Source organism: Pantoea sp. X-Soil-OKNW-556 (assembly GCF_059730695.1).
In genome coordinates, this window is record NZ_AP035990.1 from 2984837 (window position 1) to 2997142 (window position 12306).

General features: G+C 53.4%; 11 protein-coding genes. 7 read left to right on the plus strand and 4 right to left on the minus strand.

The annotated features are described in order from the left end of the window. The first annotated feature begins 6 nt into the window (after window positions 1-6). The 3 genes from AC6I8T_RS14000 to AC6I8T_RS14010 all read left to right on the plus strand — a co-directional run bounded on the left by AC6I8T_RS14000 (window position 7) and on the right by AC6I8T_RS14010 (window position 4255). Window positions 7-2670: a beta-N-acetylhexosaminidase gene (locus tag AC6I8T_RS14000; RefSeq protein WP_208723967.1), complete on the plus strand. Its 2664-nt coding sequence runs from the start codon at window positions 7-9 to the stop codon at window positions 2668-2670. A gap of 335 nt (window positions 2671-3005) precedes the next feature. Beyond that, entirely contained in the window at window positions 3006-3209 is a 204-nt protein-coding gene (locus tag AC6I8T_RS14005) for a hypothetical protein (RefSeq protein WP_021186008.1), read from the plus strand. Window positions 3210-3295: 86 nt separating this feature from the next. After that, entirely contained in the window at window positions 3296-4255 is a 960-nt protein-coding gene (locus AC6I8T_RS14010; protein ID WP_208723966.1) for an AEC family transporter, read from the plus strand. Between the two features lie 111 nt (window positions 4256-4366). On the opposite strand, the gene ahpF is transcribed toward AC6I8T_RS14010, so the two are convergent. Beyond that, on the minus strand, window positions 4367-5935 hold the full coding sequence (gene ahpF, locus AC6I8T_RS14015) for an alkyl hydroperoxide reductase subunit F (protein WP_497834051.1): 1569 nt from the start codon (window positions 5933-5935) through the stop codon (window positions 4367-4369). A gap of 78 nt (window positions 5936-6013) precedes the next feature. Then, window positions 6014-6577 carry an alkyl hydroperoxide reductase subunit C gene (ahpC, locus tag AC6I8T_RS14020; RefSeq protein WP_013509781.1) on the minus strand — a complete coding sequence of 188 codons (564 nt, stop codon included), beginning with the start codon at window positions 6575-6577 and terminating at the stop codon, window positions 6014-6016. Window positions 6578-6802: 225 nt separating this feature from the next. Between ahpC and AC6I8T_RS14025 the strand changes: the two genes are divergently transcribed. Next, entirely contained in the window at window positions 6803-7246 is a 444-nt protein-coding gene (locus AC6I8T_RS14025) for a GNAT family N-acetyltransferase (protein ID WP_208723964.1), read from the plus strand. Between the two features lie 4 nt (window positions 7247-7250). Here the strand turns inward: AC6I8T_RS14025 and apbC are convergent, their stop codons facing one another. Further along, complete coding sequence (apbC, locus tag AC6I8T_RS14030) at window positions 7251-8363, minus strand: iron-sulfur cluster carrier protein ApbC (protein WP_021186012.1); 1113 nt, start codon at window positions 8361-8363, stop codon at window positions 7251-7253. Window positions 8364-8516: 153 nt separating this feature from the next. On the opposite strand from apbC, the gene metG reads away from it, so the two are divergent. Beyond that, window positions 8517-10550: a methionine--tRNA ligase gene (gene metG / locus AC6I8T_RS14035; RefSeq protein ID WP_036627651.1), complete on the plus strand. Its 2034-nt coding sequence runs from the start codon at window positions 8517-8519 to the stop codon at window positions 10548-10550. A gap of 163 nt (window positions 10551-10713) precedes the next feature. On the opposite strand, the gene AC6I8T_RS14040 is transcribed toward metG, so the two are convergent. Then, window positions 10714-11067 carry an endonuclease domain-containing protein gene (locus AC6I8T_RS14040; protein ID WP_021184986.1) on the minus strand — a complete coding sequence of 118 codons (354 nt, stop codon included), beginning with the start codon at window positions 11065-11067 and terminating at the stop codon, window positions 10714-10716. 151 nt (window positions 11068-11218) lie between these two features. Here AC6I8T_RS14040 and AC6I8T_RS14045 point away from each other — a divergent pair, with 151 nt between their 5' ends. Together AC6I8T_RS14045 and AC6I8T_RS14050 are read left to right on the plus strand one after the other, a co-directional pair. Continuing rightward, window positions 11219-11611, plus strand: coding sequence for a CidA/LrgA family protein (locus tag AC6I8T_RS14045; RefSeq protein WP_208723963.1), 393 nt, complete (start codon window positions 11219-11221; stop codon window positions 11609-11611). Continuing rightward, window positions 11604-12296 (plus strand): CidB/LrgB family autolysis modulator, encoded by a 693-nt coding sequence (locus tag AC6I8T_RS14050; protein ID WP_497834052.1) that lies wholly within the window; start codon window positions 11604-11606, stop codon window positions 12294-12296. The genes AC6I8T_RS14045 and AC6I8T_RS14050 overlap by 8 nt, the downstream gene beginning before the upstream one ends. Window positions 12297-12306 lie beyond the last annotated feature (10 nt).

Genomic DNA, 12306 nt, shown 5'->3' on the forward strand with positions numbered 1-12306 from the left:
AACCGCATGAAAAAGTTACAGTTAAGCTTTCTGGCACTCAGCATGATGGGCATTACCGCCTGTAGTGCCGTACCGCAAAATCAGCAACAGGTCGTCGATCAAATCAGTCAATTTGGTGTGCAGTACCAGGTCACGGATAACCAGGCTGCCAGCCACGGCGTGGATTGCGCCCAACTGGGTGCTGACTGGGCATCCTGCAACCGGGCAACCATCAGATTGACCAACCACGGTCCGGCCATCACCAGCAAAAACTGGGCGATTTATATGAGCAACGTGCATGAAACCCTGCGCGTTGATAATGACCAGTTTAAAATGACGCATATCGTCGGTGATTTAACCCGACTGGAGCCTACGGATAAGTTCACCGGATTTGCTGCCGGGGCCACGGTGGAGATCCCCATCGTCAACGAATACTGGCAACTGTTTATTACCGATGTAATGCCGCGCTGGTACGTCACTGCGGCAGGAGCATCGCCCAAGATTATCACCAGCACCGACACGGAAAATTTAACCGATTTTGTCATGCCGTTTGGCGAACAGTGGAAACGTACCGCAGATGACAAAAACGTGCTGATGCAACCGGTCAGCCGCTTTGAGAAAAATGCCGATATCAAGCTGCTGCCTGCTGTTTCGCTGCGTGGACAGATCACCCCCACGCCGCGATCGGTGAACATTCATACGGCAGATGTCGATCTGAGTCAGGGTGTCGCACTCCAGTTGAATACCCTGACGGCTGACCAGGCGGCGGCAGTGCAGCAACGCTTTGCCCTGCTGAATATCAAGACGAACCCAACCGGTTATGGCATCGCAACGCAAATCGATGCCGCACGCTTCAAGGGAGAAGAGGCCGTGTCCGGGGCGTATCAGTTAACCATCACCCCACGCGGCACTGACATCGTCGGCTATGACTCTGCGGGCGTTTTCTATGGACTGATGTCGCTGCTGTCTCTGGTACCGGCAGAGGGTAAACCGCTGATCGCCACCCTGGAGGCCCAGGATGCCCCCCGCTTCGCTTACCGTGGTGCATTCCTCGATGTGGCGCGTAACTTCCACAGCAAACAGGCGGTACTCAGCATGCTCGACCAGATGGCGGCATGGAAGATGAATAAATTCCATTTCCATCTGAGCGACGATGAAGGTTGGCGCATTGAAATCCCCGGACTGCCGGAACTGACTGAGGTTGGCAGCAAACGCTGTCACGACATGGATGAGCAACGCTGTCTGGTGCCACAACTGGGTTCTGGACCGTTTAGCGATAACAACGGCAGCGGCTACTTCAGCCGCGCCGATTATATCGACATCGTGAAATACGCTCAGGCACGCAACATTGAAGTGATCCCGGAAATTGATATGCCCGCACATGCCCGTGCTGCGGTTATAGCGATGGAAGCGCGTTATAACACCCTGATGAAGGCCGGTAAAACCCGTGAAGCGAGCGAGTTCCGCCTGGTCGATCCCACCGATACGTCTAACACCACGTCAGTACAGCTGTATGATCGCACCAGCTATCTCAATCCCTGCCTCGACTCGTCGCAGCGTTTTGTTGATAAGGTGATTGGAGAGATCCAGCGAATGCATCGTGAAGCCGGCCAGCCGCTGAACACCTGGCATTTTGGCGGTGATGAGGCGAAAAACATTCGCCTTGGTGCCGGTTACACCGACATCTCTAACCCGGAAGCTGGTAAGGGGGTCCTGGACCAAAGTAAAGAGGATAAACCCTGGGCGAAATCTCAGGTCTGCCAGGCATTGGTGAAATCCGGCAAGGTACAGGATCTGGAACACCTCCCCAGCCACTTCGCGTTGGAGGTCAGCCAACTGGTCAAAGCGCACGGCATTCCGGTGATGCAGGCGTGGCAGGATGGTCTGAAAGATGCAGCTAATGCACAGGCCTTCGCCACGTCCCGCACCCGCGTTAATTTCTGGGATACGCTTTATTGGGGCGGGTTTGACAGCGCCAACGACTGGACGCAGAAAAACTACGATGTGATCATCTCTAACCCGGATTACGTCTATATGGATTTCCCGTATGAGGTCAATCCTCTGGAACGCGGTTATTACTGGGGCACCCGTTATAGTGATGAACGCAAGATGTTCAGCTTCGCACCTGATAACCTGCCGCAAAATGCTGAAACCTCGGTTGATCGTGATGGCAATGCGTTTACCACTACCTCGGAGAAACCCTGGGGTGGCGCATATGGTCTTTCTGCCCAGTTGTGGAGCGAAACCGTACGTACCGATCAGCAGATGGAATATATGATCTTCCCGCGTTTGTTATCCGTGGCCGAACGTAGCTGGCATCGCGCCAGCTGGGAACTGGATTATCAGCAAGGTCGCAACTTCAAAGGGGGAGAAACCCAGCATGTTAATCAGAAGCAGCTCAAGCGCGACTGGCAACGTTTTGCCAATCTGCTGGGGCAACGCGAACTGGGTAAAATGGATAAAGCCGGTATCCACTACCGTCTGCCGGTGCCTGGCGCACGCATTCTCGAGGGTAAGCTGGAAATGAATGTCGCCCTACCTGGTTTGCCGCTGCAATATAGCCTCGATAACGGCAACAGCTGGCTGGATTATAACCCACAAGACCGTCCTGAGATTGGCGTAAACGACAAGGTGATGGTGCGCAGCCAAAGCCCGGATGGTACACGGATAAGCCGCGTAGAAGCACTGTAAATCGCGAAATTGCGCTGGATCAATTCAGGCAGGTAATCAACCACACCGGTCTGACTGATCCAGCGCAAATTTTCATACCAACGCTAAATCAATCAAAATAGAGGCGACGCATTAAATAACCAATAAGAGTTACGCGAATGAAATTAAATTAATAACAAAGATCAAAATAATTAAAATAAAACCATCATCCGCGGCGGGGTATTTTTATCTGCAAATAAGAAATAATATCAAAATGAGACCGACATCACTGCAACTTGATTAATATCAAGCCGCCACCAGGAAAAAAACGGCCTAATTTCATTCCGGACTAAAAGCTCATAATTCCGGTAAACACAATGAAATTAAAATTATTCAGTTTTATTCCGCACGCACACAAATGGCGCAACATCACGATTTCACGTAAAGGCGCAGTTTCACCAGGCGGCCGCCACTATCACTCCACGCATGTTCAGGCTCATTGCAAAAGGTGTGGCGAACGCATTCATCGCGTTTATTATCGTGATATCAGCGATGCCGAAGCGCGTCGTTGGTTAGGATAATCGTATTAATATCAGCGGATTGTATGTTGCAGCCCTTGGCTGGCATGTTACCCTGCAAGCATTGACCTCTTGCCAATATTGCAGCTATGCCTGATTTGCTTACAACATTGAGTCATCAGATCTACCTCTCGGCCCCATTATTTATCCTTATTTTTCTTGGCTACTGTCTGACCCGTATTGGCAAATGGCCGGCCAGCATCAGCGAAGGGATGAATCGGTTTGTTTTCAACGTTGCCCTGCCCTGCATGCTGTTTGATGTAATGAGTGACTTTTACAAAAGCCCACCCGTGGATTTCCGTCTGCTGCTGGCATTTTTTGGTAGCTGTTTGCTGGTGTTTATTGTCGGGCGCATCATCGCAGCAAAAGTGTTTCAGTTGGAAAGCATCGCCGGGTCGGTGTTTGCACTGGGCGGTATTTTTTCCAATAACGTGATGCTGGGTATTCCGATTGCCACCGTGCTACTCGGGGAGCAGGCGTTGCCCTCGGTGGCGCTAGTGCTGGTATTCAACAGCCTGATCCTCTGGACATTACTCACGGTTTCGGTGGAGTGGTCAAAACACGGCAGCTTCTCACTTCAGGGTCTTGGCCGAACGGTGATTAGCGTGCTGAAGAATCCGTTAATTATCGGCATCCTGAGCGGCACGGCATGGAGTTTCCTGCAACGACCGCTGCCCCTGATTGCCGCCCAACCAATTGACATGCTCGGCACCATCGCAGCACCGCTGTCGCTGGTGACGCTTGGCATGAGTCTGGCCCATTACCGGGTACGTGATGGCCTGAAGGAGAGTTACAGCATCTGCATGTTGAAACTGATTGTGCAGCCGATGTGTATCTGGGCGATCGCATGGCTGACCGATCTCCCGGCGTTGGAAAGTAAAGTGGTGGTTTTACTCGGTTCGATGGCGGTCGGGGTCAATGTTTATCTGATGTCACAAAAGTTTCAGGTACTGACCGGTCCCGCAGCAGCCAGTATGTTGTTTTCAACGCTATTTGCCGCAGTGACGACCCCAGTGTGGATGATGCTGATGACGCTGGCCGGTTATTAAGTTGCCACCTCGCGTAATGCCGCGTAACGGCGCGATATATCGGGGAAATTTTCACAAAAAAAGCCCCGCAACACAGGTTGCAGGGCGGTTGCGTGGCTATCGCAAGAAAACTTATTCAGCCGGTTTGGTGCGGATCAGATAGTCAAAGGCGCTCAGTGACGCTTTCGCCCCTTCACCGCTGGCAATGATGATCTGTTTGTACGGCACCGTGGTGCAGTCGCCCGCAGCGAATACGCCTTTCAGGCTGGTTTCGCATTTGGCATCAATAATAATTTCACCCATGCGGTTGCGTTCCACCGCGCCTTCCAGCCAGGTGGTATTTGGCAGCAGGCCGATCTGGACAAAAATACCGCTGAGTGCAATTTCATGGCTGGTCTGGGCGCTGCGGTCAATATAAGACAGACCGGTCACTTTGCTGCCGTCACCTTTCACTTCAGTGGTTTGCGCGTTCAGGATCACATCCACGTTTTTCAGGCTGCGCAGTTTATCCTGCAACACCTTGTCGGCACGCATTTCACTGGCGAATTCCAGCAGCGTCACATGTTCAACGATACCTGCGAGGTCAATCGCCGCTTCAACGCCAGAGTTACCTCCGCCGATGACTGCCGTGCGTTTGCCTTTGAACAGTGGGCCGTCACAGTGCGGGCAATAGGTCACGCCTTTGGTGCGATACTCTTCTTCACCCGGCACGCCCATATTACGCCAGCGAGCCCCGGTCGCCAGGATAATGCTGCGTGATTTCAGCACTGCGCCAGATGCCGTTTCAATCGCATGCAGGCCACCCTCTTTGGCGGCAGGGATCAGTTTGATCGCGCTCTGGGTGTCAATAACATCCACATCGTAATCATCAACGTGTGCGCGCAGTGAACCGGCCAGCTTCGCGCCTTCGGTTTTCGGCACTGAAATGTAGTTCTCGATGTCGACGGTATCCAGTACCTGACCACCAAAACGCTCGCCCATCAGGCCAGTGCGGATACCTTTACGTGCGGAGTAAATGGCTGCCGCTGCCCCCGCCGGGCCGCTGCCTACAATCAGCACTTCATAGGCATCACGTTTGTTCAGCTCTTCCGCCGCGCGTTTTTCAGCGTTGGTATCCACTTTGCCGACGATCTCTGCCAGGCTCATGCGGCCCTGGCCGAACTCTTTACCGTTCAGGAACACCGCCGGAACGCCCATCACGTTACGGTCGGTGATTTCATTCTGGAACATGCCACCGTCAATCGCGGTGTGGCTGACGTTCGGGTTCAGGATCGCCATCAGATTCAGCGCCTGCACCACATCCGGGCAGTTGTGGCAAGACAGGGAATAATAGGTTTCGAAATGGAACTCGCCTTCCAACGCAGCGGCCTGATCCAGCAGGCTTTGTGCTTCTTTAGAAGGATGTCCACCGGTTTGCAGCAGTGCCAGCACCAGTGAAGTAAATTCGTGGCCCATCGGCGAACCAGCAAAACGCGGGCCGCTGTGGCTGCCAGGGTTAGTAATCAGGAACGAAGGTTTACGTACCGGGCGATCGTTCTCTTCGCGGAAGCTGACTTTGTCAGACAGGCTCGCGATATCTGCCAGCAGGGTCCGAATCTCTGTGGATTTGGCGCCATCATCCAGTGTGGCAATTAACTCAACCGGTTTCGTTAATTTCTCAAGGTAAGCCTTGAGTTGGGTTTTTAAATTGGTGTCGAGCATAATAAGTTCCTGTTGCTGGTCGAAAAATCGGGTGCCGTAGCACCCGATTGGAGAAAAATCGAAGAGCTGGGAGGTTGCTTAGATTTTGCCAACCAGGTCCAGTGACGGAGCCAGAGTTGCGTCGCCTTCCTGCCATTTAGCCGGGCAAACTTCACCTGGGTGAGAAGCAACATACTGAGCCGCTTTCACTTTACGCAGCAGGTCAGATGCGTCACGGCCAATGCCTTCTGCGGTGATTTCGATAGCCTGGATGATGCCTTCCGGGTCAACGATGAAGGTACCACGATCTGCCAGACCTTCTGCTTCACGCATGATTTCGAAGTTACGGGTCAGCGCACCAGTCGGGTCACCGATCATCGCGTATTTGATTTTCGCGATGGTTTCAGAAGAACCGTGCCAGGCTTTGTGGGTAAAGTGGGTGTCGGTAGAAACAGAGTAGATATCTACGCCCAGTTTCTGGAATTCTTCGTGATGATCAGCCACGTCGCCCAGTTCGGTCGGGCAAACGAAGGTAAAGTCAGCTGGGTAGAAGAAGAAAACACTCCATTTACCCTCAACGTCTTTCTCGGTTACGTCGATAAATTCGCCGTTTTTGAATGCTGCGTTTTTGAACGGTTTAATTTTGGTGTTAATGATAGACATCGGGTGACCTCCGTTAAAAGATGTGATGCAGGTTACATAATTTTCGGGCCAACATCTAATATGCAGCCGTTATCAATTGGATAAACAAAAGCTATCAAACGCGGTAAGGCCCGAGGGGTGCGGCCTGCCGCGGCATTCTACACAGAAATAACCCTGATTTAACGTGGTTTATCTTTTTGCCGCATCGCTGCTACTTTTGAGTTAACCGCCTGCTGGAGTTTATCTGTGCAAATCCGATTTTTTCAGGAAGCTGATCGCCCTTTTCTGCGCACGTTGTTCCTCGCCGCACGCCGTTCCAACTGGACCTGGCTTAAGGGGGATGACTGGCAGTTGGAAGATTTTGACCGGGTGATCCTCGGTGAGACGGTGCTGGTGGCCGAGGTGGACGGACATCGCGCCGGGTTTGCCGGGGTGCTGGATAATGATAATTTCCTGCATAGCCTGTATGTTGACCCGGCTTTTCAGGGCCAGGGCGTTGGCAGTGCATTGCTGAAAGCCGTGCAGGCACGTTTTACCGGCACCGGCGCGTTAAAATGTTTGCTGCTGAATGTGCCGGCGCAACGCTTTTATCTGCAACATGGCTGGCAAAAGGTGGCGCAAGGTGAAAGCGATCAGGGGAAATATCTGTTGATGCACTATCCGCTGGCGACACGCACCAGCGGAACCTGAACCCTTAAACCGCGCGGAAGGCGATATCGCCGGGGATTACTTCCCCCTGCCAGTAAAGCTGCGCGGCGACACGTCCCGCCAGTTGGCGATACAACGCGGTAAACTCGCTATCGGGACGGCGGATCACCGTCGGCTCGCCATCATCCAGATCCTCACGCAAGTTAATATGCAAAGGCAACTGAGCCAGCAGACGGGTGTTGTAATCCTGCGCCAGCTTTTGTGCCCCGCCAGTGCCAAAGATCGGCTCATGATGACCGCATTCGCTACAGATATGAATGCTCATGTTCTCCACCACGCCAAGTACCGGCACGTTGACCTTCTCGAACATCACAATCCCTTTGCGTGCATCAATTAACGCAATGTCCTGGGGCGTAGTGACCACCAGCGCACCCGTGACGGGCACATTCTGTGCCAGCGTCAGCTGGATATCGCCAGTGCCGGGCGGCATATCCAGCACCAGATAATCCAGATCCGGCCACAAGGTTTCATTCAGCAACTGCATCAGTGCCTTGCTGGCCATAGGGCCACGCCACACCATCGCGTTGTCATCCGTCACCAGATAACCAATCGAGTTAGTTGCCAGCCCGTGCGCCATAATCGGTGCCATATGGGTGCCATCTGGCGAGGTCGGTCGTTGGTTTTCGGTGCCGAGCATATTCGGGATCGACGGACCGTAAATATCCGCATCAAGGATGCCGACGCGCGCGCCTTCCGCCGCCAATGCCAGCGCCATATTCACCGCGGTACTCGATTTACCGACGCCGCCCTTGCCTGAACTCACGGCGATGATATTTTTCACTCCGGTGGCTCCGGGATGATTTTTCACCCGCTTCAGCGTGGCGATATCGTGCCGTAGCCGCCAGTCAATGGCATCGCTCTGCGTCAGTCGCAGCAGCTCGCCACTGGTCTGTGCTTTCAACTCTTCAAACGCACTGGCCCAGGCGAAAGGCATCACCAGTTCAAGATGCAGTTTGCCATCCAGTAACGCCACATGGCGCAACGCTTTCAGGGTGGTCAGATTGTGTTGCAGTGTCGGGTGTTCAAAGCCACTCAGCACGCCCATCACCACGGCACGTAGGGCCTCGGGTGAATATTGTTCCCGGGATAGTGAAGTCATCCCCGCTCCTTACTCTTTATTCTGACGCTGAATTTCAGCGATGTGTTTTCAATAATATCAGATAGGCGCTAAATGTGACCGTGGTTGTCCCCAGAGAGTGCTTCGGTTAACATCTTAAGCCCGATTTTTCATTTACAGAAAGCTACGCAAACTATGACTCAAGTCGCTAAAAAAATTCTGGTAACGTGCGCGCTGCCATACGCGAACGGTTCAATCCATCTCGGCCACATGCTCGAGCATATCCAGGCAGACATTTGGGTGCGTTACCAGCGAATGCGTGGCAATCAGGTTTACTTCATCTGCGCTGATGATGCGCACGGCACACCGATCATGCTGAAAGCCCAGCAGCTCGGTATCGCGCCTGAGCAGATGATTGCTGAGATGAAGCAGGAACACGAGACAGATTTCGCCGGCTTCGACATCAGCTATGACAACTATCACTCGACGCACGGCGATGAGAACCGCCAGCTGTCGGAGCTGATTTATCGCCGTCTGAAAGAGAACGGCTTTATTAAAAATCGCACCATCTCTCAACTGTTCGACCCGGAAAAAGGCATGTTCCTGCCTGACCGTTTCGTCAAAGGTACCTGCCCGAAATGTAAATCGCCGGATCAGTATGGTGACAACTGTGAAGTCTGTGGCGCGACCTACAGCCCGACGGAATTGATCGAGCCAAAATCCGTCGTCTCTGGTGCGACACCGGTGATGCGTGATTCCGAACACTTCTTCTTCGACCTGCCGTCTTTCAGTGAAATGCTTCAGGCATGGACCCGTTCTGGCGCGTTGCAGGAGCAAGTGGCGAACAAGATGCAGGAGTGGTTCGAGTCTGGCCTGCAACAGTGGGACATCTCGCGTGATGCCCCGTATTTCGGCTTCGAAATCCCTGATGCTCCGGGCAAATATTTCTACGTATGGCTTGATGCGCCTATCGGCTATATGGGTTCCTTTAAGAACCTGTGCGACAAACGCGGCAATATCGATTTTGACGAATTCTGGAAACAAGATTCCACTACCGAGCTGTATCACTTTATTGGCAAAGATATCGTTTATTTCCACAGCCTGTTCTGGCCAGCGATGCTGGAAGGCAGCCAATACCGTAAGCCGACTAACCTGTTTGTACACGGCTATGTGACGGTAAACGGCGCGAAGATGTCGAAATCACGCGGCACCTTCATCAAGGCCAGCACCTGGTTGCAGCACCTGGATGCCGACAGCCTGCGTTACTACTACGCGGCGAAGCTCTCTTCACGCATTGATGATATCGATCTGAATCTGGAAGACTTCGTCCAGCGCGTCAACGCAGACATCGTCAACAAAGTGGTGAACCTGGCGTCACGTAACGCGGGCTTCCTGACCAAACGCTTTGGCGGCAAACTGTCGGCTGAGCTGGCGGACCCTGCGTTGTATCAGACCTTTATCGATGCTTCTGAGAAGATCGGCGAAGCCTGGGCCAGCCGTGAATATAACCGCGCAATCCGTGAAATCATGGCGCTGGCGGATCTCGCCAACCGTTATGTGGATGAGCAGGCACCGTGGGTGGTAGCGAAACAGGAAGGCCGTGACGCTGACCTGCAAGCCATCTGTTCAATGGGTATCAACCTGTTCCGCGTACTGATGACCTGGCTGAAGCCGGTACTGCCGTCGCTCAGCGCGCGTGCAGAAGCCTTCCTGCAAAGCGAATTGAGCTGGGATGCCATTCAGCAACCGCTGTTGGATCACAACGTGGCACCGTTCAAAGCGCTGTATGGCCGCATTGAGATGGCTAAAGTCGACGCCCTGGTTGAAGCATCAAAAGAAGATGCTGCCGCGGCCAACAAACCGGCTGTTACCGGACCTTTGGCTGACGCGCCGATTGGCGATGCCATCACCATTGATGATTTCGCTAAAGTCGATATGCGCGTGGCGCTGATCGAGAAGGCTGAGCTGGTGGAGGGTTCGGATAAATTGCTGCGTCTGGAGCTGGATCTTGGCGGCGAAAAACGTCAGATCTTCTCGGGTATCCGTGCTGCCTATCCGGATCCGTCCGTGTTGGTCGGCAAGATGACCATCATCGTTGCCAACCTGGCACCGCGTAAGATGCGTTTTGGTATCTCGGAAGGCATGGTGCTGTCAGCCGGACCGGGTGGAAAAGACCTGTTTGTATTGTCGGTGGATAGCGGCGCGCAACCGGGGATGCCGGTAAAATAATACGCTGCTGTTACCCTCACCCCGGCCCTCTCCCGCAAGCGGGAGAGGGAGATGTTTGTGCGGCCCTCTCCCGCTTGCGGCAGAGGGAGATGTTTGTGCGGCCCTCTCCCGCTTGCGGGAGAGGGAGATGTTTGTTCGGCCCTCTCCCGCTTGCGGGAGAGGGTTAGGGTGAGGGTGACCAATTAAGTTGCCGATAAATCTCCTCCACCACCGCATCTAATTCGCAAAACACCTGATTATTCCAGAAGCGAATCACCCGCCATCCGCAACGATGCAAATAGGCTGTCCTGACTTCATCGTAGTGCAACGTCGATTGTTCAGCGTGCTGACCACCATCAAGCTCGATAACCAGTAAACGCTCGATACAGGCAAAGTCGACAATGTAACGTCCGATTGCGTATTGCCGACGGAATTTTACCCCGCATAAATTCCGGTCACGCAAAAAACGCCATAACCGAAGTTCCGCCTCAGTCATATTCTTGCGAAGCTCACGTCGCAGCAGAATCGCTCTTTTCATTCTCACCTCCTTATGAACGCCGCCAGACTATGCTTTTTTACCGGGTCTGTCTGGAAATGCCGCCAAACCCGGAATCTGTCTCGCAATGTGATCTCTGGCACGCTATGCGCTTAATGCGTATGATGAAGTCCTGAGAAAACAGGAGCCTGTCATGCCCACCGTGCTGTCTGTCTGCTGGCGCTATTTACGTGCCTTTGTCATTATTTACGCTGCTCTTTATGCCGGAATCGGCATTGCCGCCCTTCTCCCGATCACCATTCCCGGTAGCATCATCGGTATGTTGCTGTTGTTTGCCTTGCTGGCACTGCAAATTCTGCCGGTTGATTGGGTCAAGCCTGGCTGCCACTTGATGATCCGCTACATGGCGTTGCTGTTTGTGCCGATCAGTGTTGGCGTGATGGGCTATACCGACATCCTTACCGCCCAATTCGGTCCGATTGTGGTTTCCTGCCTGGTCAGTACTTTCCTGGTGTTGGTGGTGGTGAGCCTGAGCGCTGAACGGATGCAACGGCCAAAAGTGAGGAAGGAATCGAACGATGAGTGACATCTGGTGGTCATTACCCCTCACCCTCGCCGCTTATTTCCTGGCACGCAAGCTGGCCGCGAAAATCAATATCTCCATCATTAATCCGCTGCTGGTGGCGATGGCGATTGTGATTCCAATTTTGTTGCTCACCCATATGCCTTATGCGCGTTACTTCGCGGGCAGTGCGCTGCTGAATCAATTATTACAACCTGCCGTGGTTGCACTGGCCCTGCCGTTGTATGAGCAGATGCATCAAATCCGCGCGCGCTGGAAAACCATTATCAGCGTCTGTTTTATTGGCAGCCTGACCGCCATGATTTCCGGCACCGCCATTGCGTTATGGCTGGGAGCGACCCCGGAGATCGCCGCCACCATTATGCCGAAATCCGTCACCACGCCGATCGCGATGGCCGTGTCCGGCTCGCTGCATGGTATTCCCGCCATCAGCGCCATCTGCGTGCTGATTGCTGGGGTGCTGGGTGCCGTGTTCGGTCATATGCTGCTGAATCTGTTACAGGTAAAAAGCAAAGCATCGCGGGGACTAGCCATTGGCAATGCTTCGCATGCGTTGGGTACTGCGCGAGCGGCGGAAATTGATTATCAGGAAGGGGCATTCAGTTCTCTGGCGTTGGTGATTTGCGGCATTATTACGTCGTTACTGGCACCGTTTCTCTACCCGGTCCTGATGCACTGGCTGAGATGAAACTTGCGAG